The organism is Cryobacterium sp. N21 (assembly GCF_002929575.1).
In the GTDB taxonomy this organism is placed as follows: domain Bacteria; phylum Actinomycetota; class Actinomycetes; order Actinomycetales; family Microbacteriaceae; genus Cryobacterium; species Cryobacterium flavum.
Window position 1 is genome coordinate 31,979 of sequence record NZ_PJJQ01000030.1, and the last position, 26,858, is coordinate 58,836.

The window sequence follows — 26,858 nt, forward strand, 5'->3', positions numbered from 1 at the left end:
GCGCTCACTGTGTCCGTCCCGAATACAGTGTCTGATTGTGGGGAGTGCTGTAGTGCCTGACTCTGGTCGTTTGATCGCGGGTCGCTATCGCGTCGGCGCCCTGCTCGGCCGTGGCGGTATGTCCGACGTGCACATCGGCACCGATTCCCGGCTCGGCCGCACGGTGGCGATCAAGCTGCTGAAGTCGACCCTTGCGGCTGACCCGGCCTTTCGCACCCGCTTCCGTCAGGAGGCCCAGGCCGCAGCCCGCATGGCTCACCCGACGATCGTGCGCGTGTTCGACGCCGGCGAAGAGACCGTCACCGATGAGTCCGGCCACGACTCGCAGATTCCGTTCATCGTCATGGAACACGTCGACGGTCGGCTGCTCAAGGACATCATTGGGGAAGGTCCGATCGATTCCATCGAGGCCGTGCGCATCATCGACGGGGTACTGACCGCCCTAGAGTACTCACACCGGGCTGGAGTCGTACACCGCGACATCAAGCCGGGCAACATCATGATCACCAAGTCCGGCCAGGTGAAGGTGATGGACTTCGGTATCGCCCGAGCTATCTCCGACTCCGCCACGACCGTGGCCCAAACCACCGCGATCCTCGGAACCGCCGCCTATTTCTCCCCCGAGCAGGCCAAGGGCGAGTCCGTCGATGCACGCACCGACCTGTACTCGACCGGTGTGGTGCTGTTCGAAATGCTCACCGGCCGCCCGCCGTTCCGCGGTGATACGCCCGTGGCCGTCGCCTACCAGCACGTCAGTGAGACGCCGGTCAAGCCGTCCGCGATCAACCCCCGCGTGTCTCCGGCCCTCGATTCGGTCGTGCTGCACGCCCTGGCCAAGGACCGTTTTGCTCGCTACCAGAGCGCCGTCGAGTTCCGCAACGATGTCGAGACCGCCGGGTCCGGCCAGATCCCCATCCATCATGCCGGCGAAGAGGTCGGCGCCGGACTGTTCGGCGCAGCACCCACCGCCATCACCGGCTCGGCCCTGGCCCTCAAACAGCTCTCCGAAGACCAGACCATGGTGCGCACGCAGCGTCGCCCTCCCGTGATCTGGGTCTGGGCCGGAATCGTCTGCGTCGTCGTTATTGTCGTGGCTGTCATGATCTGGGTGGCGAATCTGCAACCCTCGGTGGAACTGCCCGACAGCTCACGCGAGGTGCCCTCGCTCACCGGCGAGACCTACGATGATGCCCAGAACACCCTCCTCGACCTGGATCTCGCGGCCACCCGTGCCGAAGAGTCGAGCACCACGGTACCCGCCGATCAGGTCATTCGCACAGACCCGCCAGCCGGCACCATCGTCAACCCGTCCGACGTGATCAAGGTCTTCGTTTCGACCGGTCCGGTGCCCGTCGTCGTCCCCGATGTCACCAACCAGACGATAACGGATGCCCAGGCCGCGATCGAAGCGCTCGGTTTCGTCTCCGGGTCGGTTACCGCTGAGAACTCGCCGACCGTGGCCACCGACGTCGTCCTGCGCACCGACCCGGCAGCGGCATCCGCGCAATTCGCCGGGGACACGATCAACTACATCGTGTCGAGCGGACTGGTCACGTTGACGGATCTCACCGGTCAGTCACTCGTCGCCGCGATCGATCTGGTCAGCAGCAATGGCCTCGCGCCCGTCTCCAAGCCCGATCCCACCTGCGCCCAAGAGTCCGGTTCCCCGATCAAGGCGCAGTCCCTGGCGCCGGGCGATGTCCCCCAGCGCTCGGACATCACGCTCACCTATTGCTCCGGCTCCTAGCCCCTTCCCGCTCCTGCTGGACGGGGCCTGGGCCCCGTGCAGAAGGAGACGTCAGGTGAGGCGCAGCAGGGGATGCAGGGACTTTGCGGTCTCCTGGGCGCCCGCGAGGCCGGTCAGGGCCAGCCAGTTGCCGAGCATGCGGTATCCGCCCTCGGTCAGCACCGATTCCGGGTGAAATTGCACACCGAGAATGGGAGCGGATGCGTGGCGTAACCCCATGATGACGCCGCCCTGCGTGCGTGACGTCACCACGAGGTCGCTCGGAACGGTCGACGCGACGACGGCGAGCGAGTGGTACCGGGTGGCCGTGAACGGCTGGGGCACACCCTCATAGAAGTCGCTGCCGTCGTGCGTGATGAGCGACGTCTTGCCGTGCATGAGCTCTTCAGCGTTGGTCACCGTAGCTCCGAAGGCCTCAGCGATGGCCTGGTGCCCGAGGCACACGCCAAAAAGCGGAAGTTCGGCCTCGAGTGCCGCCTCGACCACGGCAATGGACACACCAGCATCTGACGGCTTACCCGGACCAGGTGAGATCAGAACGCCGTCGTAGTCGGAAATGCGGGAGGCGGCATCCGCTTTGTCGAAAGAGTCGTTGCGCACGACATCGGTCTCAGCGCCGAGCTCCATGAGGTACCCATTGAGGGTGTACACAAAGCTGTCGTAGTTGTCGATCACGAGAATACGGGTCATGGGCCGCCCACCGTCGCTTCCTGGTTGTTGAGAATGCCGTCGATCCAGGGATACACCCAGGTGGCCAGCACGGCGAGTACCGCCAGTAACAGGATCAGAACCAAAATGATGCGCACCCAGATTGGCCCGGGAAGAATGCGCCACAGTGCTGCGTAGATGGGAGCCTCCTAGCCCTGGGCTGCGATGATCGGTGCGAGTTCGGCCGGTGCGCCGGCCGAAAGCGGCTGCCACGACTCGAACACGCCGTAGGCGATGATGCGTTCCGCGGTGGAATACAACGGATTACAGCTGGTCAGGGTGATGATCCGGTCGACAGCAGTGGCGTCGGGATTATTCGGAACGGATGCCAGCACCTGCACCTGAGAGGGCGCCACGTACTCGGTATCGCGATACCGGTAGGTGTAATAGCCGTCGGCGGTCTGCACATAGATGGCGTCACCGAGCTGAAGTTCGTTGATCAGGTGCATGCCGCCGCCGAAGGCGCTGCGGTGGGCGGCGATGGCGAAATTGCCCACCCCACCGGGCATCTGAGTGCCGTCGTAGTGCCCGATTCCCAGGCGGTTGCTGTTTAGAACGTCGTGGCCAGTGCCCTCAGCAATGGTGCGGTGATAGTCAGCGCCGAACCGTGGCACATACAACACGGCGAATGCCTGGGCATTGGCCGGAGCGGTAGCCACCATTGGTGCTCCGTAGTCAACCGGTGCAGGTTCTGCACTCGGTTCTGCCGGGTCAGTCGTTGGCACCGGTTCGGGCGTCGACGTGTCCTGTTGGATCCAGTCCTGGCTGATCTGACTGGCAGCATCGGACTGCGAGTTGGCCATGATCATGTCATTCCACCAAAGCTGCCAGCCCAAAAACAGCAACACGAGTGCGCCCGCAGTGATGAGCAGTTCGCCGAGCACGCCGATCACGCTAATTTTGCCTGATTTCGCCCGGCGCGGGCGCTTGGTGACGATCTCGGTGGGATCGTCGGCCTGGGGACACATAGTGCGAGTCTACCGACCTGAACGTGTACCAGACCTCGCGTCAAATCCACTCAAACAGGCGAAGACGCTAGGATCGCAGAATGGCACGTAAGAATCCCCGCACCCGGCCCGCCCGCACCGACGTTGCCCGCTCGAACGAGGACGCGCCCAATGCCGTCTGGTTCAAGCCGGTCATGTTCGGTTTCATGCTCCTCGGCCTGGCCTGGATCATCGTGTTCTACGTCAGCGGCAGCCAGCTTCCCATTGCGGGGCTTGGCGCCATGAACATTCTGGTCGGCTTCGGGATCGCCTTCATCGGCTTCCTGATGACCACGCGCTGGCGTTAGTCTGGCGGCCCTGCACCAACTGTTCGGCCAATGAACGTTGATCCGTTACCGCTGCGTCACCACGGCGTAATAACAAGGGTAATGACACGGGTGTAATTATCCCCATGTGGATAGACCTGTGGATAACTCGCCCTCGCGCAGCGCTCGGTCGGTTAACTCACGAAGAAGCGCGCGAAGCTCAGCAGCACCAACAGGGCGGCGAACGCGCCGATCAGCCCCACCTGCAGGGGCTTCTGACGGATGCGCCGGGTCTGCACGAAGATGAGGCCGAGCACCGCACCGCCGATGATTCCGCCGACGTGCGCCTGCCAGGCAATATTCAGGCCTGGAATGAACCCGATCACGAGGTTGATACCGACCAGCACGAGCAACTGGGTGGCATTGCCGCCGAGTCGGCGTTGAATCACCAGGAACGCGCCCATCAGGCCGAAGATCGCACCGGATGCCCCCACCACGGGAGTGAATGGATCCGCCAAAAACAGCACCCCGAGTGAACCGGCCAGCGCACTCAGCAGATACAGCGCCAAGTAGCGGCCCCGGCCGAGCAGAGGTTCCAGGAGCTGCCCGAAGATCCACAGCGTGTACATATTCAGCAGCACGTGGAAGATAGAGCCGTGTGCGAGGGCGGTGGTGAGCATGCGCCAGGGTTCAAAACTGCCGGGCTGGGAGAAGAAGCCTGCGTAGATCAGCAGGTTGGTGATCTGATTGCCGAAAACGAACTGCAGAAGGTACACGACGAGCGTTATTCCAATTATGGAATACGTCACGGCAGGCTTCCCGGCGGTCAGTCGGGTGAGCACCGCCGGTTTGGTGCGGGGTGCGTTCTTGCGCTGTTCCTTCATGCACTCGGGGCAGATGACCCCGACAGCGGCCTGGGTTTGGCATTCGGCGCAGATGGTGCGGCCGCAACGCTGGCACAGAATGAAGCTCTGCCGCCCCGGATGGCGGTAACAAAAATTCGCCGCCGAGGCCGGCAGAGCACTCATTTTCTGTGCAGAGGTACTGGTTAGACGTTCTCGACGGAGACGGTCAGAATCTTGACGTCTTCGAGGGGCCGGTCCCGACCGTCGGTAGCGACCGTGGCAAGCTTGGCGACGATCGCGCGGCTGTCTTCGTCTTCAACGGCACCAAAGATGGTGTGCTTGCCCTGCAGCCAGGTGGTCGGAACGACGGTGATGAAGAACTGTGACCCGTTCGTGCCGTGGCCGCCCTGGATTCCCGCGTTGGCCATGGCGAGCACGTACGGCTGGGTGAAGTCGAGGTCGGGGCTGATTTCGTCATCGAACTGGTAGCCGGGGCCACCGGTGCCCTGGCCGAGCGGGTCGCCGGCCTGAATCATGAAGTCTTTGATGATGCGGTGAAAGATCGTGCCGTCGTAGAGCGGCGTGGTGGAGGCGACGCCGGTGGCGGGGTGCTTCCACTCGAGTTCGCCGGTCGCGAGGCCGACGAAGTTCTTGACCGTCTTCGGCGCGTGATTGCCGAAGAGGTTGACCTTGATCGGTCCGAGGGTGGTGTTCAGGGTGGCGACAGCAGTGTGCTTAGACATACACCGATTCTTGCACAGCTACCTCGACCGAATCTGATTGCCGCCGTGCGCTCCCAGTGCATTCGCTGGCAACTCCGCGATTGAGTGGCAAGATGGGCACTCAGTGGCAAGATAGAGACACATTCGCCACACGACATCGATGGAGGGTCCAGATGAGCCTGTCACGCAAGCGCCGCAAGGAACTCACTCGGCTGCGCAAAAGCGCAGACGAACTATGGAGCCACCAGCAAGAAGTACTGGAGCGAGCAAACGTTCTCGCTCGTCAGGCCGGTCACCAGGCCGGTATTCTTGCTCGCGAAGAAGTAGCTCCGCGCGTACGCGAGAGCTATGACCACTACGTTCGCCCGAGCGTGAACGCCACCCAGGAAGCCGCCGACGGCGTGCGCCGGCGCGTCGTCAACGACGTTCTCCCCGGAATCGGTACCGCCATCGGCACGGTCATGTCCGTCGGTGACGTCGCCCGCGACGCCCGAGTGCGCGCTGCATTAGGTCGCCTCCGCCTGCAGAAGCCGGTTGTGGTCGAACCCAAGGGCCCCGGAGCCGGAACCTACTTCGCCCTCGGCCTGGCCGTGGTCGCCGCCGTAGGCGTCGCCTACGCCGTCTGGCAGACCTTCCGTGCCGACGACGAGCTCTGGGTCGCCGACGACGAGGTTGAACCAGCCGCTAGGCAGGAAGACTAGAGCAGACGCTCGTCCGCTCGTGCAGGGCCCGCATCCACCGGATGCGGGCCCTGCCTCGTTAACGGCGGCTGCGGCCGACACGGCCCTGCTGGGAGCCGTACACACGACATCCCAGCGGATGCCCGGCGCCGGCCGATCACGCAGGCAACAGATTCGCGAGCTAAGACATCACGCTCGGGCAAAAAAGAAGGGCCCGTCCAAAGACGGGCCCTTCACCTGCGTGTGGAGCCACGGGGAATCGAACCCCGGACCTCCTGCTTGCAAAGCAGGCGCTCTACCAATTGAGCTATGGCCCCAATTACCCGACCGGCACGGATGGATAAGCCAGCAGAAGCGGGTGAGAAGTGGTGAATCTGGTGCTGCGTGGGGATACCGGGATTTGAACCTGGGACCTCTTCATTATCAGTGAAGCGCTCTAACCAACTGAGCTATATCCCCCTCTTGGGCAGATTAGAGACTACCGGAATCTGGCCGGAACCTGAAATCGAGCCACCCTTCCAGGCGGAAGAATTACCCAAATCGGGCTGCGAGGGCTGTTTTTGGGGAGAAACAGCCCTCGATTGTGCGGAAAAACTAGTTATTCGTGAAGCCGACGAGCAAGCCGCCGGTTATTTTAACGCTCAGGTTGTAGAGCACCGCGTAGATGGCACCGAGGGCGGTGATCACAACCATGTTCAGAATCGCCACGACGACCGCGAAGCCCATGACGTTGCCGATGGAAAGGATGGCGGCCAGGTCGGCCGATTCTCCCGCGACGGTCGCGTACAGCTCGTCCACCTTGGTCAGCACCTCGGTCTGCACCAGCACGGTGTAGGTGAAGAAGGTGGCCACGATCGTGACGATAGCCAGGCAGACCGCCACCAGGAATGACAGCTTCACGCTCGACCAGAAGTCGACGTAGACCAGTTTGAGGCGAACCTGCTTGCTCGCGGTCTTGCGAGTGGATTTCTTGGCGAGCTTTTCGGCGACGCTACTCATTCGGTGTCTCTACTTTCCCTGAATCCGCGTTCGGAGCAGTGCCCTCTGCAGCACTGGTGTCGACGGTACCAGCCGTGGCATCGGCATCCGCTGCGCCCTCTTCGTCCGTGGCGACCAGATTACGTTCGATGTTTTTCGCGATGGAAATGATTCGATCTTCATCCGCGAATTTCGCGAACACAACGCCCATCGTGTCCCGGCCCTTGGCTGGAACCTCGGCGACGAACGAGCGTACCACCTTGCCGCTGGCAAGAACCACGAGGACCTCGTCCTCGGGGTTCACAATCAACGAGCCAACCAGATCACCGCGGTCGTCGTTGAGCTTGGCCACCTTGATGCCGAGGCCCCCACGATTCTGCAGGCGGTACTGGTCAGCGGCGGTGCGCTTGGCGTAACCGCCCTCGGTCACCACGAAGACGTAGCCGTCGTCATTGATAACGGATGCGTCCAGCAGGGTGTCCTCGCCGCGAAAGTGCATTCCGATCACGCCCGACGTGCTGCGGCCCATCGGGCGCAGCGCCTCATCGGTGGCGGTGAAGCGAATCGACATGCCCTTGCGAGAGACCAGCAGCAGGTCGGAATCATCTTCGACCAGCAGCGCGGAGACGAGCTCGTCGCCCTCACGTAGTTTGATCGCAATAATGCCACCGGTGCGGTTGGTGTCGTACTCACTGAGCGCGGTCTTTTTGATCAGGCCGTCGCGGGTGGCGAGGGTCAGATACTGGGCCACCTCGTAGTCGCGAATGTCGAGGATCTGCGCGATTTCTTCACCCGGCTGCAGGGCGAGCAGGTTGGCGACGTGCTGGCCCTTGGCGTCCCGTCCCGATTCCTGCGCCTCATAGGCCTTGGCCCGATAGACCCGGCCGGTGTTGGTGAAGAACAGCAGCCAGTGATGCGTCGTGGTGACGAAGAAGTGTTCGACCACGTCGTCGGCGCGCAGCTGGGCACCCTTGACACCCTTGCCACCACGGTGCTGGTTGCGGTAGTTGTCGCTGCGGGTGCGCTTGATGTAGCCGCCGCGGGTGACGGTGACCACCATCTCCTCTTCGGGAATGAGGTCTTCGATCGACATGTCGCCGTCGAAACCGAACATGATCTCGGTGCGGCGGTCGTCACCGAACTTGGCGGTGATCTCGGCGAGTTCTTCGCTGATGATCGTGCGCTGGCGCTCGGGGCTGGCCAGGATCGACTTGAACTCAGCGATCTGCAGTTCGAGTTCGGCGGCCTGGTCGATGATCTTCTGACGTTCCAGAGCGGCGAGACGGCGCAGCTGCATGGTGAGAATCGCGTCGGCCTGCAGCTTGTCCACGTCGAGCAGGGCCATCAGGCCTTCGCGGGCGTCGTCGACAGTGTTGGACCGACGGATAAGCGCGATCACCTCGTCGAGTGCGTCCAGCGCCTTGAGGTAGCCGCGCAGGATGTGGGCATCCGCTTCAGCCTTATTCAGGCGGAACTGGGTGCGCCGAACGATGACCTCGATCTGGTGCGCAACCCAGGCCGAGATGAAGCCATCGAGGGAGAGGGTGCGCGGCACGCCGTCGACGATGGCGAGCATGTTGGCGCCGAAGTTCTCCTGCAGCTGGGTGTGCTTGTACAGGTTGTTCAGAACTACCTTGGCAACGGCATCGCGCTTGAGCACGATCACGAGGCGCTGGCCGGTGCGACCACTAGTCTCATCGCGAATGTCCGCGATGCCGGTGATCTTGGCGTCCTTGACCAGGTCGGCGATCTTGATCGCCAGGTTGTCCGGGTTCACCTGGTAGGGCAGCTCGGTGATCACCAGGCAGGTGCGCCCCTGAATCTCTTCGATGCTCACCACGGCCCGCATCGTGATCGAGCCGCGACCGGTGCGGTAGGCATCCTGAATTCCCTTGACGCCGAGGATCTGCGCGCCGGTGGGAAAGTCGGGGCCCTTGATGCGCGCAATTAGCGCTTCGAGCAGTTCTTCGCGGCCGGCGTCGGGGTTGTCGAGGTACCACTGGGCACCAGCAGCAACCTCGCGCAGGTTGTGCGGGGGAATGTTGGTGGCCATACCGACGGCGATACCCACCGAACCGTTGACCAGCAGGTTCGGAAAACGGGCCGGCAACACGGTCGGCTCAAGCGTGCGGCCGTCGTAGTTGTCTTGAAAATCGACGGTGTCTTCGTCGATGTCGCGCACCATCTCGAGGGCGAGCGGGGCCATCTTCGTTTCGGTGTATCGCGGGGCAGCGGCACCATCGTTGCCGGGGGAACCAAAGTTTCCCTGGCCCAGGGCGAGCGGATACCGCAGGCTCCACGGCTGAACGAGGCGCACCAGGGCGTCATAAATGGAAGAGTCACCGTGCGGGTGGAACTGGCCCATCACGTCGCCGACGACGCGGGCGCACTTGGAGAACGCCTTGTCGGGCCGGTAGCCGCCGTCGAACATGGCGTAGATCACACGGCGGTGAACCGGCTTCATGCCGTCACGCACGTCGGGAAGTGCGCGCCCGACGATGACGCTCATCGCGTAGTCGAGGTAGGAGCGCTGCATTTCCAGCTGCAGGTCGACCTGGTCGATCTTGCCGTGCTGCACGAGGTGGGCGGCCTTAGCGGCCGCGGTTGCCGCCGTCTCTTCGGCGTCGGGCTGGCCCGTGGTGTCGTCAGATGTCAAGGAAACGCACGTCCTTCGCGTTTTTCTGGATGAAGTTGCGTCGTGATTCGACGTCTTCACCCATCAGGGTGGAGAAGATTTCGTCGGCGGATGCCGCGTCGTCCAGGGTGACCTGCAGCAGGGTACGGGATTCGGGGGCCATGGTGGTTTCCCACAGCTCCTTGTAATCCATCTCGCCGAGGCCCTTGTACCGCTGGATTCCGTTGTCCTTCGGGATGCGCTTGCCGGCCGCGGCACCGTCGGCGAGGAGTGCGTCGCGCTCGACGTCGGAGTACACGTACTGGTGCGGCGAGTTGCTCCACTTGAGCCGGTACAGCGGCGGCTGGGCCAGGTACACGTAGCCGAGATCGATCAACGGGCGCATGTAGCGGAACAGCAGGGTCAGCAGCAGGGTGGTGATGTGCTGCCCATCGACGTCGGCGTCGGCCATCAAAACAATCTTGTGGTAACGAACCTTGTCTGGGTTGAACTCTTCACCGATGCCAGCGCCGAACGCGGTGATCATGGCCTGCACCTCGTTGTTGCCGAGGGCACGGTCGAGTCGGGCCTTCTCCACGTTGAGGATCTTGCCGCGCAGCGGCAGAATCGCCTGCGTCTCGGGGTTACGGCCCTGCACGGCTGAACCGCCAGCCGAGTCGCCCTCCACAATGAAAATCTCAGAAATCGACGGGTCTTTGCTCTGGCAGTCCTTGAGCTTGCCCGGCATACCGCCACCCTCGAGCAGTCCCTTGCGGCGCGCGGTTTCACGGGCCTTGCGGGCTGCCATGCGGGCGTTCGAGGCCTGCAGGGATTTGCGGATGATCTCGCGTGCCGGGTTCGGGTTGCGGTTGAACCAGTCGGTGAGCTGGTCGTTGGCGACCTTCTGCACGAACGACTTCGCCTCGGTGTTGCCGAGTTTGGTCTTGGTCTGGCCCTCGAACTGCGGTTCGGCGAGCTTGATCGATACGACCGCGGTCAGTCCCTCACGCACGTCATCGCCGGTGAGGTTGTCATCCTTCTCTTTCAGGATGCCTTTCTCCCGGGCGTACTTGTTCACGAGCGTGGTCAGCGCGGCGCGGAACCCCTCTTCGTGCGTGCCACCCTCGTGGGTGTTGATGGTGTTCGCGTAGGTATGCACACTCTCGGTGTACGCCGTGGTCCACTGCATGGCCACTTCGAGGGCCATCTTGCGCTCGTGATCTTCCCACTCGAACGAGATGATCTCGTCGTTGACCAGGTCGGCCTTCTTGGCACGGTTCAAGTACTCGACGTAGTCGACGAGACCCTGGTCATATTTGAAGGTGTTGCTGATGACTTTGCCGTCGTCGGTGCGGTGGGCTTCACGCTCGTCAGTGAGGGTGAGGCGCAGTCCCTTATTGAGAAAGCCCATCTGCTGAAACCGTGCGCGCAGGGTTTCATAGTCGAACTCGATCGTCTCGAAGGTTTCCGCACTCGGCCAGAAGGTGATGGTCGTGCCGGTTTCGTCGTTGGCCTCGCCCTGCTCGAGGGGAGCATTCGGAACACCGTTGGCGAAACTCTGGCGCCAGATAAACCCCTGGCGACGAACCTCGACTTCGAGGCGGCTCGACAGGGCGTTGACGACGGAGCTTCCGACGCCGTGCAGGCCACCGGAGACGGAGTAGCCGCCTCCGCCGAACTTGCCGCCGGCGTGCAGCACGGTCAGCACGACCTCAACGGTCGACCGACCCTCTGCCTTGTGAATATCGACCGGAATTCCACGGCCGTTGTCTTCGACGCGGATCGCGCCGTCGGCGAGAATGCGAATGTCAATGGTGTCGCAGTGTCCGGCGAGAGCCTCATCGACGGAGTTGTCGACGATCTCATAGACCAGGTGGTGCAGTCCGCGCGGTCCGGTGGATCCGATGTACATTCCGGGTCGCTTGCGAACGGCTTCCAGGCCTTCGAGCACCTGGATATCATCGGCACCGTATTCGTGCTCCGGCTCCCGCTCCGCCACGGCTGGGGATATATCTGGGGACGTGCGTTCGGGCGTCGGTTCAACTGTCATCTGAAATTAGGCTCCTGACCATCGCACGGGCGACCATTCAGTCTACCAAACGGGGGGGAGACGAACCGGCCATAATCGCCGTTTGACGCGTTTTGTTCAAGGGGGTGACCTTAATTGTTGGGTCACCCGTAGGTATCGCGCGGACCACGCCCTGGAATTGATCTGGGACCCTTTTTCCAGGACGGAGCGTTGGGCCCTTGGAAACGAATTGATTGAATGCCCGCGTCTGGGTACCGATGCGCAATGTGTTCCATGATCACATTGCGCATCAGTCGCAATTGGGTGGCCCAGGCCGTGGATTCACAGTGCACCGTGAGCACACCGTCATCGATACCGGCCGGGGTCGAATGGTTGGCGGTTTCTTCACCGGCCAGCTCGGTCCAGGACGCCAGAAGTTCGGACTGGGCCAGCGGTGAATTCCAGCCCAACTGCATGGTCAGCGAATTGATCGTGTCACCCAGACCTCGCGGGTCGCGGCCGATCCCGAAGGGAACACTCGAGCCGACTACCGGCGCAATTCGCTTACGGCCGCGTGAGCGTCTGGCGTTGGGATCACCGAAAACACTCTTGAAGCGCAGATAGACCTGCGCTGCTTCACTGGTACCCGATTCCACCGAATCGACGGTCTCAGTTGTTTCACGTGGAACATTTTCTTCAGCCATCGATGACCGCTCCGGCATGAATGTGAATAGTGTGCGCAACGAGGGCGGGCGGAACATCCTCGAGTACCGCGGCGGTAATCAAAACCTGTTCGAACGACCCGATCGCGGCGGCCAACCGGGCCCGACGCTGCAGGTCGAGCTCGGCAAAGACGTCATCGAGAATCAGGACCGGGTCACCGCTGGCTGACTCCTGCCGCAACAGCTGAGCGGATGCGAGTTTCAAGGACAGTGCGAACGACCACGACTCCCCGTGGCTGGCGTAACCCTTGGCCGGCAAGGCATTGAGCATGAAGACCAGATCGTCGCGGTGGGGTCCGGCAAGGGTGATACCCCGCTCCAATTCGCGTTTTCGCAGTCCGACCAGCGCCGTTCGAAAGATCTCATTGGTAGACGACTCCACCGAAGCCGCAGATTGCGGGACGCTGGCCGGGAGAACGCCGAGATCGGCATCTTCGTCGGCGCCCAGGATGCTGAGGCTCGCCACCAACGCCGGACCATGATCTTCATTCACGACAGCACGATAGGCCGCCCGCAACGGTTCACCAAGCTGTTGCACGAGTTTGGCGCGCTCGTCGATGATTTCCGAGCCGAACTCCACCAGCCGTTCGTCCCAGATATCGAGTGTGGAGAGTTGGTTGCCGCGCACTCCCGAGGCCCGGGCCGACTTGAGCAGGGTATTGCGTTGTTTGAGCACCCGGTCGTAATCACTGAGCACTGCGGCCAGCCGCGGGCTGCGCAGCACCAACAGCTGATCGAGAAACTTACGACGCCCCGAAGGGTCGCCACGCACCAGGGCCAGGTCTTCCGGAGCAAACACCACACTCGAAAAATAGCGGGGCAGATCGCGGGTCTTGATGACTGACCGGTTGACCTGCGCCCGGTTTTGCCCGGAACGGTTCAGCTGCACTTCGGCGAGGATATCCCGGCCGTTGTATTCGAGTCGGGCCCGAATAATGCCGGCATCCTGCCCGGAGCGAATCATGGCCTTGTCGGTGGAGACTCGGTGCGATCCGAGCGTGCTGAGAAAGCCGAGCGCTTCGACCAGGTTGGTTTTGCCCTGGCCGTTCCGGCCGACGATGAGGTTCGGGCCCGGAACGAAACCAACCTCGGCGTTCGCATAGTTGCGAAAGTCGGTCAGCGAGAGGTGAGTAACTCGCACCGCTGTTAGCGCAGGAGCAGGTTGGGCTGCAGCAGGTATTTGTAGCTGTCCACTCCGGCCTGCTCGCGCGAGGTCTGGCTGGTGATCAATACCGGCCCGGGCTTATTCGGGTTTTCCGTTTTCGTGAACGAGATGCGCACGAATTCGGAGTGCACGGCGCTGAGCCCGTCCAGGAGAAACTGTGGCTTGAGTGAGACGACGGTCTCGGTGCCGGAGAGAATGGCATCGATGGTTTCCGAAGCCTGGGCCTGCTCGGATCCTACGGCTTCGAGGGTGACGCCGGAGGCGTCGAACGTGAAGCGCAGCGCGGCTTCACGTTCCAACACGAGCTGCACACGGCGGGTGGCTTCGATCAGGTCCGCCGTGTTCATCACCGCGTAGTTGTCAACGGTGGCCGGGAACAGGCGACGAACGGGAGGAAAATTACCCTTGATCAGCAGCGACGTGACGGTCTTCTTGTTCGCGGTGAACGCGATCAGTTCGCGGTCGTCGCTGTTGGTGATAGAAACCGAAATGGTTCCGCTGTGACCGAAAGTCTTACCGACCTCCTGCAGGGTACGGGCCGGCACGAGTGCGGTGATTGTTCCTGCTTCATTGGGGGCGGTGTTGCTGCCCGGATCCCAGTCGATTTCCCGAACCGCGACACGGTACCGGTCGGTGGCTACGAGGCTGAGGCTATTTTCGGTGACCTCGAGTTGCACCCCGGTGATGACTGGGGTGACGTCGTCTCGCGAGGCAGCGACGGCAACCTGAGCGACAGCCGCAGCAAATTCCTCAGCCGGTACGAGGCCGGACTGGGTGGTGACCACGGGAATGCTCGGATATTCCTCAACCGGCATGGACAGCAGGGTGAAGCTGGCCGATCCACAGCTGACCTTGATGCGCGAATTTTCCGTGGAAAACCGCACAGGAGCGTTGGGGAGACGGCTGGCGATTTCGGCGAGGAGCCGGCCGGAGACGAGAACTTTTCCGGTCTCTTCAACTTCGGCGACGATCTCGGTCTGGGCAGAGACCTCGTAGTCGAACGACGACAGAATCAAGCCCGTTGCTGTCGCCTCGATGAGTACACCACTCAGAATCGGCAGGGTCGTGCGTTGGGGCAGAAGTTTGACCGCGAAGGAAACTGCTTCGCTGAAGACATCCCGATTGGCCTGAAATCTCACGAAACATTCCTTGCGTTCGACGGGCGGATGGGTGGGCCTCAATGCTAGCTGTTGTCACAGGTCTATTCAGTACCGTGCTGCTCTGAGGGCCCTGGCTCTCAAGGTTGTCGGCTGGATGAAGGTTAAAGAATTCTTGTTAATCTTCTTAACCGTTGTGGAAACTGTGGATAACTCTGTGAAAACCGCTCAGGCATTGGGAACTACACGCTTGTAAGTTGTGGGCGAGCTGTGGAAGTTTGTCATTCGTTTGAGCAAGCGCAACTCGTGGTAATTACAAGTTTCTACAGGCAGGCCTCGAGTTTCTACAGGCGACGACCGGTTGTGTGAGTTAATTCCACAGGGTTATCCACAGGTGTGAAAACTAAAAAAATTTGGGCCCCTCCGGGTCAGAACTCGTACGAGCTTCCGGTGGGGCCGAAATTTTGCTTTGGACAGGCCTACTTGTATCTGTGATCTCGCTTCCGCGAGGGGTCGGTATTTTGCTGCTAGGACCTACTTGTATCGGTGGTCCTGCTTGATGCGATTGGTGAGCTCGGTCACTTGGTTATAGATCGACCGACGCTCCTTCATGAGTTCGCTGATCTTCTTATTCGCGTACATCACCGTGGTGTGGTCCCGGTTACCGAAAAGCTGACCGATCTTGGGGAGGGAGAGGTTGGTGAGCTCACGACACAGGTACATGGCGATTTGGCGAGCAGTGGCAATCGCTTGCGAGCGGCTCGACCCGTATAGGTCGTCGACGGATAGTTTGAAGTAGTTGGCCGTGTTCGTAATGATGTCGACCGGGGCGATGACGTTGTCCTCATCCAGAGTGATGAGGTCTTTCAACACCGTCTGCACCAGGTCCATGTCCACCGGCGTGCGATTGAGGCTCGCAAAGGCGGTGACCCGAATCAATGTTCCTTCCAACTCGCGAATATTGGAGGAAACCTTTGACGCCATGAACTCGAGAATGTCGTGGGGAACCTGCAGCTTCTCGCTCTGGGCCTTCTTGCGCAGAATAGCGATGCGGGTTTCGAGGTCGGGTGCCTGGACATCCGTGATCAGGCCCCACTCAAATCGACTGCGCATGCGGTCTTCGAAGCCGGTCAGATGCTTCGGCGGCAGGTCGCTCGTGATCACCACCTGCTTGTTATGGTCGTGGAGCGTGTTGAAGGTGTGAAAAAAGGCTTCCTGGGTTTCAGCTTTGTTCTGCAGAAACTGAATGTCATCGATCATGAGGATGTCGATGTTGCGATATCGGGCCTGAAATGCCGAGCCTCGGTTGTTCGCGATCGAATTAATGAAGTCGTTGGTGAACTCTTCGGAGCTGACATAACGTACGCGGATGCCCGGGTACAGACTCATGGCGTAGTGACCGATCGCGTGCAGCAGGTGAGTTTTGCCGAGCCCCGATGATCCATAGATGAAGAGAGGGTTGTAGGCCTTCGCCGGAGCTTCGGCCACGGCCACGGCAGCCGCGTGCGCGAATCGGTTGGACTGGCCGATCACAAAGTTGTCGAAACTGTATTTGGGGTTGAGTCGAGTCTCGTGCGGCTGCGCCGGAACGGCACCTTCGAATACTGATTGCGGCGGGGCGGGGGTGATGACATCGGGTGGGGTCAGTGTCTGTTGCACCGGGCGCAGGGATTCCTGCTCGAGCTCCGGGTTGACGACCACATAGAAGGTCGACACCGCAGTGGCTTCGTCGAGCTGACCCATCGCGGTCAGCAGGGGAACCCGCATCCGCTGATTGAGCATGCTGGCCGTGAACTCGTTCGGCACTTCGAGATAGAAGGTACCGGCGGCGATGCCCTTCGGCTCGACCAGACTGAGGAACCCGTAGAGCATGGGGGTGATCGTGGCGTCGGATTCCAACGTGGTCAGAACGGACCGCCAGGTTTCAGCTATCGGCGCTTCTACGTCTGCCATTGTTCCTACAATCTGTGTATTTCGGGTGTTTCACTACTGGACCGCGGCGGACGGGTGCGGGGCCGCTGTTGAACACCGGCAAGCCGCCGTCAGTTGGCCCGCACTGCGGGCGTTTTGGGGCCTGGTTCGAAATCTGGGTTCGAGTTCATCATTAAAGTTATCCACCGCTTGTGTATAAAACCGACCTAATTCTCAGGTTGATGCCACCAACCTGTGGATAACTTGTCTTTACGGTAGTCAATCCCGCTCAGCGAGGCGAATTCAGCGGTGAATCGGCTTCTCCGGTTGGTATCTGTGTTGGAGTCATTATTGTGGAGAATGGGCCGATTCGGGGCCTGAGTTTGACCAGACGTGGCCGAGGCCGTAGTTTTAATCAGTTGACCCCATCCCGCGGGCTTCTAACTTCTGTGCGCGCTGCTGTTCTGGCCGAGGGGAATTTGGCCAGCGGTGATTCAAATACGTGGAGATTGAACTATGAGCAAGAGAACCTTCCAGCCGAACAACCGTCGTCGCGCCAAGGTGCACGGCTTCCGTCTGCGCATGCGCACCCGTGCGGGCCGCGCCATCCTTGGTGCTCGCCGTCGCAAGGGTCGCACCGAACTCTCCGCGTAGGCCAGAGTCTGCCTAGGTTCGTTGTGGTCGCCGGGTTCTCGTGCTCGCTCACGTAAATCGCATCACGAGCGGCAGCGACTATCAAGGCGTCGTTCGGCGCGGTGTGCGGATCGTTGGTGCGCACACCGTTCTCTATGTACGAAAGAGCGCTGAGGTTGCTTCGGGTGCCGCCGGCGTTCCGGTACGGTTCGGCTTCATTGTCGCAAGGAATGTGGGTGACGCCGTGAGGCGCAATCTCGTTCGCCGCCGCCTCAAGGCGGTTACGTACGAACTGCTCTCCCTGGTTCCGCCAGGAACGGATGTCGTCATCCGCGCTTTGCCGACGGCGCAAGGTGCGGCGTGGCAGACGCTGTACGAAGAAGTCCAACGCTCGCTTGCTCGCCCGCTCCCGGCGCGGAAGGGCAGTCCGGGGCGATGAACTCGATACGCGGGACGATCATCCTGATACCCCGCAATGTGGGTGTCGTCATTCTTCGCGTATATCGCGCTGTAATCTCTCCGCTGTATGGAGATGTGTGCCGGTTTTACCCGTCTTGTTCGGCCTACGCACTGGGAGCCGTTCAGGAACACGGACTAGCGTGGGGTTCGGCTCTCACTGCGCGCAGACTGAGCCATTGTCATCCGTGGTCAGAAGGCGGCATTGATGATGTACCGCTCAAGAGCAAACGTCGCTACCGCGTGACGAAGTTCGGTTTTGTTGTCGCACCTAGCCACGGAAAGGGCTAACCCACAGTATGGACCTCATAGGTACGATCCTCTGGCCTCTGAAATGGGTGGTCGAGCTGCTGCTCGTGGCCTTCCACTGGCTCTTTTCGCAGATGGGAATTGCGGGACTGGGCTACGACGACGGTCTCACTTGGGTGCTGTCCATCGTCGGCCTCGTTCTGGTCGTGCGGGCCGCCCTCATTCCCATCTTCGTGCGGCAGATCAAGAGCCAACGCAAGATGCTCGAGGTTGCCCCACAGCTCAAGAAGATCCAGGACAAGTACAAGGGCAAGAAGGACCAGTTCTCGCGTGAGGCAATGTCCCGCGAGACCATGGCCATGTACAAGAAGACGGGTACCAACCCGCTGAGTTCCTGCCTGCCGCTGCTGCTGCAGATGCCGATTTTCTTCGCCCTGTTCTCGGTGCTGAACGACGCCCAGCGCTCCAACGCCGGTGTCGGGCCGCTCAATCAGAGCCTCGCCGAGAGCTTCGGTAGCGCGACGCTGTTCGGAAACGCCCCGCTGCACGACACATTCGCCTCACAGTGGACGCGATGGATCGCCGGCAACGAGTTCAACCTCACCGTCATGATCATCGCCGCCACCATGGTTGTGCTGATGACCGCGTCGCAATTCATCACGCAGCTGCAGATCGTCTCCAAGAACATGTCGCCGGAGACCAAGGCGAGCCCCATGTTCAAGCAGCAGCGCATCATGCTCTACCTGCTCCCCCTCGTCTTCGCCTTTTCCGGTGTGGCTTTTCCGCTCGGCGTCATGTTTTACTGGCTTACCTCCAACTTCTGGACGATGATTCAGCAGTTCCTGGTGATTCGAAACATGCCGACTCCCGGCAGTGAGGCCGCCAAGGCCCGCGAAGAGCGCCTCGCCCGCAAGGGTAAACTCATCGCGACCGACGGTGACATCATTGTGGTCGAGGAGCCCGCCAAGCCCGTGCAGCGTCAGCAGCCGGTTGGTAAGGCCCGCGCCAAGAAGCAAACCGGCCCGAAGAAGTAGTGGAGATCACCGTGACGGACAAGACCGGCCTCACCGAGGTCAGCACCGAGACCAGTACCGTCTCTGCTGACAGCGCAGTTCCCACTGCCCCCGCCACAACGGATGCCTCCTCCCCCACCGCTCCAGAGACGGGCAGTGTCGCCGAGGTTCCCCTCACGACCGACCAGCTCGAACGTGAAGGCGACATCGCCGCCGACTACATCGAAGAATTTCTCGACATCTGCGACCTGGACGGCGACATCGACATCGATGCCCGAAACGGCCGCGCGTACCTCTCGGTCAAGGCCTCCGACGCCGACAACCTGCGCGTGCTGTCCAAGCCGGAAACCGTCAACGCCCTGCAGGAGCTGACGCGCCTCGCCGTGCAGAACAAGACGGGCTCGTTTTCACGCTTGATCCTCGATATCGGCGGGTCCCGCGAGGCGCGCGAAGCTGAGCTTGCCACCCTTGTGGCGCGGGCCATAGAGCGGATCGTTGCCGGCTCGAGGGAAGCTGACCTGCCGGCCATGTCTTCCTACGAGCGCAAGCTCGTGCACGATATCGTCGCCGCGAGCGGTGGCTACCGGTCCGAGTCCTCCGGCGAGGGTCGAGACCGCCACACCGTCATCACCGCAGCCTAGTCTCGCTGGTCATGTCGGAATCTGCCACGCCGGAACCAACCCGTTCAGTCTTGAATAAATTTGAACAGGCGACCCCTGAACAGGTCGCGTCCGACTCGGTTGCCATCGACGCGGTTCCAATCGATTCGGTGGAGCTGGAGACCGAACCGGCCGGCGCCGCCGGCCTCTTCGGTTCCCAGCTCGACGTCATTCGCGCTTTTACGAATAATTTGGCTGATCAGGGCGAAATTCTGGGGTTGATTGGCCCGCTGGAACTCCCCCGGCTGTGGTCTCGCCATATTCTCAATTGCGCCATTGTTGCACCACTGCTGCGTCCGGGCCTCGTCGGTGATGTGGGTTCCGGTGCCGGCCTTCCCGGCCTGGTCCTGGCCATTGCTCGGCCGGATGTGAACTTCGTCCTGATTGAGCCGATGGAGCGTCGGGTGGCCTGGCTGAATGATCAGGTTGCTGCACTTCACCTCGCCAATGTGACCGTGGTGCGGGCGCGAGCGGAGGAGGCGAGGCTGGCGCATCCGCTCGACCAGGTCACGGCCCGTGCGGTGAGTGCGTTCAGCAAGCTCATCCCGTTGACGGCGCCCCTGCTGCGTGCCGGCGGCGAGCTCATTCTCATGAAGGGTGAGGGTGCCCAGCGTGAAGTCGACGCCGCAGCAAAGGCTATTCGCAAGCACCGCCTGCGTGATGTCGAGGTTATTACCCTCGGCGCGGGCGTGCTGCCCGAGGTAACCCGGGTCATCCGGGCTACAGTGGACTAGTCCCGAATGTCACCAGATTTGGTGTTCGGGGGTCCCTTTCGGGTGGCTCATCAATCGTCGAACGCAAAGGTTTCACGTGAAACATCCTGCTGAAGATCAGCGCACGGGCAAGGCGGGAGGGTTCGACGGCACAACGCCGCTCGCCCGCGAAATCGCTGAACTCACGCGGCGCCGCCAGGTTATCGCGGCCGGCGAACTGCCCAAACCCGACAAGACCCGGGTGCTGACGATCTCCAACCAGAAGGGTGGCGTCGGCAAGACAACGACCGCCGTCAACCTTGCCGCCGCCCTCGCGCGGCAGGGAGCCCGCGTGCTGGTCATCGACCTGGACCCGCAGGGTAACGCTTCCACCGCCCTGGGAGTGGAGCACCGCGCCGAGACGCCGAGCGTCTACGACGTCATCATCAACGACATGCCCATGTCTGAAGTCGTGCAGAAGAGCCCGGAATTCGGTGCACTGTTCTGCGTTCCCGCTACCATCCACCTCGCTGGTGCTGAGATTGAACTGGTGTCGCTTGTCGCACGCGAGCAACGCCTGCGCCGGGCACTGGACCTCTACCTGGCCGAGATGGCCGAGCCCTACGACTACGTCTTCATTGACTGCCCGCCATCTTTGGGGCTGCTCACCATCAATGCCTTCGTCGCGGCCCGCGAGGTGCTCATTCCAATTCAGTGTGAGTACTACGCCCTCGAAGGACTGAGCCAGCTGCTCAAGAACATTGCCCTGATCGAGAAACACCTGAACCCCGACCTCGTGGTATCAACGATTCTGTTGACCATGTACGACAGCCGTACCAATCTGGCGACCCAGGTAGCCAAGGAAGTACGCGATCACTTCCCCAAAGAGGTGCTGAATACCGCTATTCCGCGCTCTGTGCGCGTTTCTGAGGCCCCGAGCTACGGTCAGAGCGTCGTCAGTTACGACCTCAACTCCGCAGGATCGCTCTCCTACCTCGAAGCAGCAGCAGAAATGGCCCATCGAGGTGCTCCCCGAACCGAAGATAAGCCCCAAATGAAAGATAAGCACTAATGGCGAAAAGAACCGGCCTCGGCCGCGGTATCGGCGCACTCATCCCGGTGCAGGACGACGCGTCGGCTCCCCGGCCGGTTGATGTCTTTTTTCCGCGTAGTGTTTCACGTGAAACGGATGACTCCCCCGAGCTCGTTCCCGTGCCCGGAGCGCGTCTGGCCCACCTGAACCCGCAGGACATCGTGCCCAACCGCGCCCAGCCGCGCACTATTTTCGACGAGGATGACCTCGCTGAACTCGTGCACAGCATTCGCGAAGTCGGAGTTCTGCAACCGATCGTCGTGCGGCCATTAGCGGATGCGCCGGGCAAGTACGAACTCGTCATGGGCGAGCGTCGTCTTCGCGCGACCAAAGAGGTCGGGCTCGACAGCATTCCAGCTGTCGTTCGAGAGACCGCCGATGTCGATATGCTGCGCGACGCGCTGCTGGAAAACCTACACCGCGCCCAGCTGAATCCGCTCGAAGAGGCATCCGCTTACCAGCAGCTGCTCGCTGACTTCGATATCACACAGGAAGAATTGGCGACCAGAATTGGTCGATCGCGGCCGCAGATCACCAACACCCTGCGTCTGCTGAAATTGCCGGTACCGGTGCAGCTACGAGTTGCGGCCGGCGTGCTCTCGGCTGGCCATGCGCGGGCGATTTTGTCAGTGGGTGACCTGGCTGGCATGCTTCGCTTGGCTGACAAGATCGTCGAAGAGGATCTCTCGGTGCGGGCGGCCGAGGCTGCGGCGACATCCGTTCCAAGACTGATTAAGGCTAAACCACTTCCTGGTCGACGCCAGGGGCACCTCGATGAAATCGCTGAGCACCTCGGAGAACGACTCGACACGCGCGTCAAAATCAATCTTGGGGCTAGAAAAGGCCAGATCACAGTTGATTTCGCCACAATTGGCGATCTTAACCGCATTCTTACCGTTCTCGGCGAACCGGCCTTTAGCGCGAGCTAGTTCATCCCCCCGTGGGCCGTTTCACGTGAAACATGGCGCGCGGCGGGGCATTTTTTTCTGTGAACCGCCCCACGGTTCACGGCTCACGGCGAACTATTTACTGCGGTCCATGGCTTGGTCGATCTTGATGGCGCTTGTACGGGCGCGGCGGGCGTTGACGGGTCATTCGCTCCCCGCTTAGACATCGAGGTCTTTCAGGGGCTTCTCGCGAAAAGCGTGCGCGAGTCCGCTGAAAGACGTTCAAAACTCGCAACTTGCGCGAAAAACCCGCCGCCGCCCCTATGTTGCTGAATTCACTCTGCCCACACCGTTGGCAGAGCTTGTCTAGACGTCCATCGCCCTACCGATGGGCTGGTTTGCGGGGATCTTGTCGCGATGTTTCACGTGAAACAGTATCCCGCGGCCACGTGAATTGCCCACCCAGCGGCCGCTGAGCTCGTCGAGACCGTAATCGCCGTCCCGTTGGCTGGTTTGCGGGACGCCTGTCGCGATGTTTCACGTGAAACGGCCACGGTCCGTCGGTCGGCCTCGTCGAGACCGTAATTGCCGTCCCGCGAGCAATTCGCGGGAGCTGCAACGGAGTGTTTCACGTGAAACAGTATCCCGTGGCCGTATGAATTGCCCACAGACCGCCGGTCGAGCTCGTCGAGACCGCAGTCGCCCTCCCGCTGGCTGGCCTGAGGGAGTCCTGTCGTGGTGTTTCACGTGAAACAACGCTGAGGCCGCGCAGGTTTCACGTGAAACGTAAGGCCTACTGGCCCGTCAGGGCGTTCGCGGCCAGGGCGGAGTAGGTGGAACCCAGGGTCTGGTTGGTGGCCTCGATCGCCTGCGGCACCAGTGACGTTTCCGTCAGGCCAGGAAGCACGTTGGCCTCCAGGAACCAGGCGGTACCTGCGGCATCGACAATGAGGTCGATACGGCTCAGGTGGCGGAGGCCCAGCAGTGTGTGAATGGCGACTGCGGTTGCGGAAACCGCCGCTGAGGCCTCGTCGGAAAGGCGAGCCGGCGTGTAGAAGTCTGTCTCGCCGGCGTTGTACCGTGCCTCGAAACTGTAGACGCCGTCAACGGGCACGATTTCAACGATCGGCAGAGCTGTGGGGCCGGTCCCGGTGTCAATTACCGCCACCGTAACCTCAACGCCGTCAATATAGGCCTCAACGAGGGCGGTGTTGGCGTAGGTGTACGCGTCGACCATGGCACGGGGCAGGTCCGCTGCGGTGCGCACGATCGTGACACCCTGAGAGGAACCGCCCTGAGCTGGTTTAACGACCAGGGGCAGGCCGATTGCGCCGATCAGGTGCTCAAGTACGCTCGTGGCCCCTAGGTCCCGAAATGTCTCGGTGGAGAGGGCGATAGCCGGGGGAGTGGCAAAACCAGCTCGGCGCACGAGCTCCTTGGCCGTGCCCTTGTTCCAGGCCAGGGCGGCGGCGGGCCCAGTTGAGCCGAGAAACGGGATGCCGGTGGTCTCCAGCAGGGAGAGCAGGGCGCCATCCTCTCCGGTAGCTCCGTGCAGGGTTGGCCAGATCACGTCGGGGGCTTGTTCGGTGAGAGTGGTCAGGAGGTTGGCCCCGGGATCGATCACGGTGACCGTGTGGCCCCCGCCCGTGAGGGCATCCGCTACCCGTCGCCCCGAGCGCAGCGAAACATCACGTTCGTGGGAGATTCCGCCGGCCAGAATAACGATAGTAAGGGAGTTGAATTCGCTCATGATCAGGTTTTTCCCTAGCTTGGTGTGGGTGAACGTGGATATCTAGGAGATGTTGGCCGGTGGACCGGCATAGCGCTGATTTCTGGCGCCGGGCCGGTCGGGCGCGGCGCCCAGTGTACCGGTGCCGGCGAAGGTGTCGAGCAGATCAAGCTCGCCGCGAATGACCGTGGCCAGGCGACGGATGCCGACTCTGATACTCTCCGGCGTTGGATAGCAGAAGGCCAAGCGCATGTTTTGGCGCCCGTCACCGTCGGCATAGAACGCGGTCCCGGGCGTGTACGCTACCAGTTCCTTGACCGCGCGGGGCAGCATGGCCTTGGAATCGAGCTGTTCGGGCAGGGTGACCCAGACGTAGAATCCGCCGGTGGGGTTGGTCCAGGTCAAATCGGGGAGGTACTCCTCGAGGGCGGCCAGCATAGCGTTCTTGCGCTCGTGATAGACACCGCGGAAGGTGTTGATCTGCCCCTTCCAGTCGGCGGTGGAGAGGTATTCCGAGATCACCATCTGGGTGAAGGAGCTGGGGGAGAGCACGGCAGCTTCGTTGGCGAGCACGAGTTTCTCGCGGATCGCGTGCGGGGCGAGAGCCCAGCCAACCCGAAAGCCGGGAGCCAGGGTCTTGGAGAAGGTTCCCAGGTAGACGACACCGTCGCGCTCGAGTGAGCGAATGGCATCCGGTGCTTGCTTGTCAAAGTAGAGCAGTCCGTAGGGGTTGTCCTCGAGCACGAGAATATTGTTCGAACGGCAGATCTCGAGAATCTCCATGCGGCGTGTCCAGCTGAGGGTGACGCCGGCCGGATTGTGAAAACTGGGGATCGTGTAAAGGAATTTGATGGTGCGACCGGCTGCCTTGAGGGCGGCGATGTGCTCGATCAGCGCGGCCGGGATCAGGCCGTTCTCGTCCATCGGTACATGGTCGACCTCGGCCTGGTACGACTTGAAGATCACCATGGCGGTGACATAGCTGGGGCCTTCGGAGATGACGACATCTCCGGGGTTGAGGAACAACTTACTGACCAGTTCCAGGGCGTGCTGCGAACCGGTGGTAACAACCACGTCATCGGCATTGGCCTTGATGCCCTCGAGTGCCATGACATCGAGAATTTGCTCGCGCAGCAAGGGAACTCCCTGACCAGAGCCATATTGCAGTGCGGTAGCGCCCTTCTCACGCATGACGCGCTCCATGGCATTGATCACGAGGTCCTGGGGCAGGGCCGCAACGTAGGGCATACCGCCGGCGAGGGAGACGACTTCGGGGCGGGAGGCCACGGCGAAGAGCGCGCGTACCTCGGAGGCTTTAAGGCCGGCGGCGCGATCGGCGTAGTGGTGGTACCACGGGTCGAGGTTGTTGCCGCCCTGCACAGTACTTGTCTGCACAGGCCCGGACTGCTTGTTATCGGCAGTGGAGCCTTGAATTGTCACGTCACCTATCCGTTCTGCTGTCGTCTTCATCGTATGGGGTGACCCCGGGCACCAAAAAACCCGCCCGGTTGAAGCCGGGCGGGTTTTCTAGGTTGAGTCGGTTAGACGAGGTAGTCGGCCAGGTCCTTCTCGAGCTGCGGCTTCGGCTTGGCGCCGATGACGGTCTTGACGACCTCGCCCTTCTGGAAGACCTTCATCGCAGGGATGGAGGTGATCTGGTACTTGGCGGCCAGAGCGGGGTGCTCATCGACGTTGAGCTTGACGATGTCGAGCTTGTCGGCGTTTTCGGCCGCGATCTGGTCGAGAATGGGGCTGACGGCGCGGCAGGGGCCACACCACTCGGCCCAGAAGTCCACCAGAACGGTCTTCTCGTTGTTGATGACTTCCTGTTCGAAGTTGGCCTCTGTTACGGCGCGTGCAGTCATGTGTGTCTCCTTCTTGGGTAACTTAGTACTGGTAAACTTAGGTTTTAGTAAAATCAGACGAGTTCGGGTTCACTGGCCGAGGCCAGCAGGTCCTGGGGAAGAGTGCTGAGGTAGTGCTCTGCATCGAGGGCGGCCGCGCAGCCGGAGCCAGCAGCCGTGATGGCCTGGCGGTAGCTGGAGTCGATCACGTCACCGGCCGCGAAGACACCGGCCTGGCTGGTCAGGGATGACCGGCCCGCGACGGCAATGGTGCCCTCGGGGGTGAGGTCGAGCTGCTTGTGCACGAGGTGCGTGCGCGGGTCGTTGCCGATCGCCACGAACACGCCGCCGACCGGAAGGCTGCTCTCGGTGCCGGAGACGGTGTCGCGCAGGGTCAGACCATCGACGGCCTCGGTGCCGGTGATACCGACGACTTCGGAGTTCCAAGTGAACTCGATCTTGTCGTTGGCGAAAGCACGTTCCTGCATGATCTTGGAGGCGCGCAGTTCACCCTTGCGGTGAATGACGTGCACCTTCGAGGCGAATCGGGTGAGGAAGGTGGCTTCCTCCATGGCGGAGTCGCCGCCACCGATGACGGCGATTTCCTTGCCCTTGAAGAAGAAACCGTCGCAGGTGGCACACCAGGAGACACCGCGGCCGGAGAGACGTTCTTCGTCGTTGAGGCCGAGCTTGCGGTAGGCGGAACCGGTGGCAAAAATAACCGTGAGTGCCTGCTCCACGTCACCATTACCGAGGGCGACCGTCTTGATCGGGCCGGACAGGTCGACCGATTCGACGTCGTCGTAGACGACCTCGGTGCCAAAGCGCTCTGCCTGCTCCTGCATCTTGGTCATCAGATCGGGTCCCTGGACGCCCTCCGGAAAGCCGGGAAAGTTCTCAACGTCGGTCGTGTTCATCAACTCACCGCCAGCCTCCACCGAACTGGCAATCAGAAGCGGTTTGAGGTTAGCCCGCGCGGCGTAGATTGCCGCGGTATAGCCGGCCGGTCCGGAACCGATGATGATGATCTGACGCACGCGCACACTCCTTGCAGTGGTGGGCAAGACGGGCAATATCCCGCCTCACGCTTCGATACAACACATCCTAATCCGATGCTATTCCGCGGCCTCCCAGCAAGAGCCGCCGGTACCCAG

General features: G+C 61.5%; 26 protein-coding genes and 2 tRNA genes. 11 read left to right on the forward strand and 17 right to left on the reverse strand.

The genetic code is table 11. The features are described from left to right. Positions 1-52 precede the first annotated feature (52 nt). Complete coding sequence (gene pknB, locus CXY77_RS06075) at positions 53-1,747, forward strand: Stk1 family PASTA domain-containing Ser/Thr kinase (protein WP_092338392.1); 1,695 nt, start codon at positions 53-55, stop codon at positions 1,745-1,747. A 51-nt stretch (positions 1,748-1,798) separates the two neighbouring features. On the opposite strand, the gene CXY77_RS06080 is transcribed toward pknB, so the two are convergent. Both CXY77_RS06080 and CXY77_RS06085 read right to left on the reverse strand, forming a co-directional pair. Then, positions 1,799-2,437 (reverse strand): aminodeoxychorismate/anthranilate synthase component II, encoded by a 639-nt coding sequence (locus tag CXY77_RS06080; RefSeq protein WP_092338390.1) that lies wholly within the window; start codon positions 2,435-2,437, stop codon positions 1,799-1,801. A 167-nt stretch (positions 2,438-2,604) separates the two neighbouring features. After that, positions 2,605-3,423, reverse strand: a complete 819-nt coding sequence (locus CXY77_RS06085) for a class E sortase (RefSeq protein ID WP_233197266.1) — start codon at positions 3,421-3,423, stop codon at positions 2,605-2,607. A gap of 80 nt (positions 3,424-3,503) precedes the next feature. Between CXY77_RS06085 and CXY77_RS06090 the strand changes: the two genes are divergently transcribed. After that, positions 3,504-3,749: a cell division protein CrgA gene (locus tag CXY77_RS06090; protein ID WP_092338388.1), complete on the forward strand. Its 246-nt coding sequence runs from the start codon at positions 3,504-3,506 to the stop codon at positions 3,747-3,749. Between the two features lie 152 nt (positions 3,750-3,901). Here the strand turns inward: CXY77_RS06090 and CXY77_RS06095 are convergent, their stop codons facing one another. Together CXY77_RS06095 and CXY77_RS06100 are read right to left on the reverse strand one after the other, a co-directional pair. Beyond that, entirely contained in the window at positions 3,902-4,591 is a 690-nt protein-coding gene (locus tag CXY77_RS06095) for a rhomboid family intramembrane serine protease (RefSeq protein WP_233197267.1), read from the reverse strand. Positions 4,592-4,755: 164 nt separating this feature from the next. Further along, positions 4,756-5,295, reverse strand: coding sequence for a peptidylprolyl isomerase (locus tag CXY77_RS06100; RefSeq protein WP_092338384.1), 540 nt, complete (start codon positions 5,293-5,295; stop codon positions 4,756-4,758). Positions 5,296-5,447: 152 nt separating this feature from the next. On the opposite strand from CXY77_RS06100, the gene CXY77_RS06105 reads away from it, so the two are divergent. Continuing rightward, complete coding sequence (locus CXY77_RS06105; RefSeq protein WP_092338382.1) at positions 5,448-5,975, forward strand: hypothetical protein; 528 nt, start codon at positions 5,448-5,450, stop codon at positions 5,973-5,975. A gap of 223 nt (positions 5,976-6,198) precedes the next feature. On the opposite strand, the gene CXY77_RS06110 is transcribed toward CXY77_RS06105, so the two are convergent. The 9 genes from CXY77_RS06110 to dnaA form a co-directional block, all read right to left on the reverse strand. Next, positions 6,199-6,271: transfer RNA gene (locus CXY77_RS06110), tRNA-Ala, on the reverse strand. A 68-nt stretch (positions 6,272-6,339) separates the two neighbouring features. Then, positions 6,340-6,413, reverse strand: a tRNA-Ile gene (locus CXY77_RS06115). Between the two features lie 135 nt (positions 6,414-6,548). Beyond that, positions 6,549-6,953 (reverse strand): DUF3566 domain-containing protein, encoded by a 405-nt coding sequence (locus CXY77_RS06120; protein WP_104129820.1) that lies wholly within the window; start codon positions 6,951-6,953, stop codon positions 6,549-6,551. Next, positions 6,946-9,510, reverse strand: a complete 2,565-nt coding sequence (gene gyrA / locus CXY77_RS06125) for a DNA gyrase subunit A (RefSeq protein ID WP_233197288.1) — start codon at positions 9,508-9,510, stop codon at positions 6,946-6,948. Before gyrA ends, CXY77_RS06120 begins: the two co-directional genes overlap by 8 nt. Before the next feature lie 67 nt (positions 9,511-9,577). Then, positions 9,578-11,596 (reverse strand): DNA topoisomerase (ATP-hydrolyzing) subunit B, encoded by a 2,019-nt coding sequence (gyrB, locus tag CXY77_RS06130; protein ID WP_104089982.1) that lies wholly within the window; start codon positions 11,594-11,596, stop codon positions 9,578-9,580. Between the two features lie 122 nt (positions 11,597-11,718). Then, a complete protein-coding gene (locus CXY77_RS06135) occupies positions 11,719-12,258 on the reverse strand; it encodes a DUF721 domain-containing protein (RefSeq protein WP_092338374.1) in 540 nt (179 codons plus the stop codon). Next, positions 12,251-13,417, reverse strand: coding sequence for a DNA replication/repair protein RecF (gene recF / locus CXY77_RS06140; RefSeq protein WP_104129821.1), 1,167 nt, complete (start codon positions 13,415-13,417; stop codon positions 12,251-12,253). Before recF ends, CXY77_RS06135 begins: the two co-directional genes overlap by 8 nt. Positions 13,418-13,422: 5 nt before the next feature. After that, positions 13,423-14,580 (reverse strand): DNA polymerase III subunit beta, encoded by a 1,158-nt coding sequence (gene dnaN, locus CXY77_RS06145; RefSeq protein WP_092338370.1) that lies wholly within the window; start codon positions 14,578-14,580, stop codon positions 13,423-13,425. A 492-nt stretch (positions 14,581-15,072) separates the two neighbouring features. After that, on the reverse strand, positions 15,073-16,491 hold the full coding sequence (dnaA, locus tag CXY77_RS06150; RefSeq protein WP_092338368.1) for a chromosomal replication initiator protein DnaA: 1,419 nt from the start codon (positions 16,489-16,491) through the stop codon (positions 15,073-15,075). Between the two features lie 474 nt (positions 16,492-16,965). On the opposite strand from dnaA, the gene rpmH reads away from it, so the two are divergent. The 8 genes from rpmH to CXY77_RS06190 all read left to right on the forward strand — a co-directional run bounded on the left by rpmH (position 16,966) and on the right by CXY77_RS06190 (position 22,173). Continuing rightward, positions 16,966-17,103 (forward strand): 50S ribosomal protein L34, encoded by a 138-nt coding sequence (rpmH, locus tag CXY77_RS06155; protein ID WP_010204566.1) that lies wholly within the window; start codon positions 16,966-16,968, stop codon positions 17,101-17,103. 40 nt (positions 17,104-17,143) lie between these two features. Further along, positions 17,144-17,521: a ribonuclease P protein component gene (gene rnpA / locus CXY77_RS06160; protein WP_092338366.1), complete on the forward strand. Its 378-nt coding sequence runs from the start codon at positions 17,144-17,146 to the stop codon at positions 17,519-17,521. Then, entirely contained in the window at positions 17,518-17,829 is a 312-nt protein-coding gene (gene yidD, locus CXY77_RS06165; RefSeq protein ID WP_092338364.1) for a membrane protein insertion efficiency factor YidD, read from the forward strand. Before rnpA ends, yidD begins: the two co-directional genes overlap by 4 nt. An 8-nt stretch (positions 17,830-17,837) precedes the next feature. After that, a complete protein-coding gene (gene yidC / locus CXY77_RS06170; RefSeq protein ID WP_104089985.1) occupies positions 17,838-18,821 on the forward strand; it encodes a membrane protein insertase YidC in 984 nt (327 codons plus the stop codon). Between the two features lie 11 nt (positions 18,822-18,832). Next, positions 18,833-19,441, forward strand: a complete 609-nt coding sequence (locus CXY77_RS06175; RefSeq protein ID WP_104129888.1) for a R3H domain-containing nucleic acid-binding protein — start codon at positions 18,833-18,835, stop codon at positions 19,439-19,441. Positions 19,442-19,560: 119 nt separating this feature from the next. Continuing rightward, positions 19,561-20,193: a 16S rRNA (guanine(527)-N(7))-methyltransferase RsmG gene (rsmG, locus tag CXY77_RS06180; RefSeq protein WP_233197289.1), complete on the forward strand. Its 633-nt coding sequence runs from the start codon at positions 19,561-19,563 to the stop codon at positions 20,191-20,193. A gap of 76 nt (positions 20,194-20,269) precedes the next feature. Next, entirely contained in the window at positions 20,270-21,223 is a 954-nt protein-coding gene (locus CXY77_RS06185) for a ParA family protein (RefSeq protein WP_092338358.1), read from the forward strand. Then, the gene (locus CXY77_RS06190; RefSeq protein ID WP_104129822.1) at positions 21,223-22,173 is read left to right on the forward strand and encodes a ParB/RepB/Spo0J family partition protein; all 951 of its coding nucleotides are present in this window, start codon (positions 21,223-21,225) and stop codon (positions 22,171-22,173) included. The genes CXY77_RS06185 and CXY77_RS06190 overlap by 1 nt, the downstream gene beginning before the upstream one ends. A 751-nt stretch (positions 22,174-22,924) precedes the next feature. On the opposite strand, the gene CXY77_RS06195 is transcribed toward CXY77_RS06190, so the two are convergent. The 4 genes from CXY77_RS06195 to trxB form a co-directional block, all read right to left on the reverse strand. Continuing rightward, positions 22,925-23,881 (reverse strand): D-alanine--D-alanine ligase, encoded by a 957-nt coding sequence (locus CXY77_RS06195; protein WP_104129823.1) that lies wholly within the window; start codon positions 23,879-23,881, stop codon positions 22,925-22,927. 42 nt (positions 23,882-23,923) lie between these two features. Next, entirely contained in the window at positions 23,924-25,255 is a 1,332-nt protein-coding gene (locus CXY77_RS06200) for a PLP-dependent aminotransferase family protein (RefSeq protein ID WP_233197268.1), read from the reverse strand. 146 nt (positions 25,256-25,401) lie between these two features. Continuing rightward, entirely contained in the window at positions 25,402-25,725 is a 324-nt protein-coding gene (gene trxA / locus CXY77_RS06205) for a thioredoxin (RefSeq protein WP_092338350.1), read from the reverse strand. Positions 25,726-25,778: 53 nt separating this feature from the next. Continuing rightward, entirely contained in the window at positions 25,779-26,741 is a 963-nt protein-coding gene (trxB, locus tag CXY77_RS06210; RefSeq protein ID WP_092338349.1) for a thioredoxin-disulfide reductase, read from the reverse strand. Positions 26,742-26,858: the final 117 nt, after the last annotated feature.

What these genes read in the sequence shown, in the direction of transcription:
- CXY77_RS06080 (WP_092338390.1), bottom strand. Translation starts at nt 2,437, where the DNA reads ATGACCCGTATTCTCGTGATCGACAACTACGACAGCTTTGTGTACACC.
- CXY77_RS06085 (WP_233197266.1), bottom strand. Translation starts at nt 3,423, where the DNA reads ATGTGTCCCCAGGCCGACGATCCCACCGAGATCGTCACCAAGCGCCCG.
- CXY77_RS06090 (WP_092338388.1), top strand. Translation starts at nt 3,504, where the DNA reads ATGGCACGTAAGAATCCCCGCACCCGGCCCGCCCGCACCGACGTTGCC.
- CXY77_RS06095 (WP_233197267.1), bottom strand. Translation starts at nt 4,591, where the DNA reads ATGAAGGAACAGCGCAAGAACGCACCCCGCACCAAACCGGCGGTGCTC.
- CXY77_RS06100 (WP_092338384.1), bottom strand. Translation starts at nt 5,295, where the DNA reads ATGTCTAAGCACACTGCTGTCGCCACCCTGAACACCACCCTCGGACCG.
- CXY77_RS06105 (WP_092338382.1), top strand. Translation starts at nt 5,448, where the DNA reads ATGAGCCTGTCACGCAAGCGCCGCAAGGAACTCACTCGGCTGCGCAAA.
- CXY77_RS06120 (WP_104129820.1), bottom strand. Translation starts at nt 6,953, where the DNA reads ATGAGTAGCGTCGCCGAAAAGCTCGCCAAGAAATCCACTCGCAAGACC.
- gyrB (WP_104089982.1), bottom strand. Translation starts at nt 11,596, where the DNA reads ATGACAGTTGAACCGACGCCCGAACGCACGTCCCCAGATATATCCCCA.
- CXY77_RS06135 (WP_092338374.1), bottom strand. Translation starts at nt 12,258, where the DNA reads ATGGCTGAAGAAAATGTTCCACGTGAAACAACTGAGACCGTCGATTCG.
- dnaA (WP_092338368.1), bottom strand. Translation starts at nt 16,491, where the DNA reads ATGGCAGACGTAGAAGCGCCGATAGCTGAAACCTGGCGGTCCGTTCTG.
- rpmH (WP_010204566.1), top strand. Translation starts at nt 16,966, where the DNA reads ATGAGCAAGAGAACCTTCCAGCCGAACAACCGTCGTCGCGCCAAGGTG.
- yidD (WP_092338364.1), top strand. Translation starts at nt 17,518, where the DNA reads ATGAACTCGATACGCGGGACGATCATCCTGATACCCCGCAATGTGGGT.
- yidC (WP_104089985.1), top strand. Translation starts at nt 17,838, where the DNA reads ATGGACCTCATAGGTACGATCCTCTGGCCTCTGAAATGGGTGGTCGAG.
- CXY77_RS06190 (WP_104129822.1), top strand. Translation starts at nt 21,223, where the DNA reads ATGGCGAAAAGAACCGGCCTCGGCCGCGGTATCGGCGCACTCATCCCG.
- CXY77_RS06195 (WP_104129823.1), bottom strand. Translation starts at nt 23,881, where the DNA reads ATGAGCGAATTCAACTCCCTTACTATCGTTATTCTGGCCGGCGGAATC.
- trxA (WP_092338350.1), bottom strand. Translation starts at nt 25,725, where the DNA reads ATGACTGCACGCGCCGTAACAGAGGCCAACTTCGAACAGGAAGTCATC.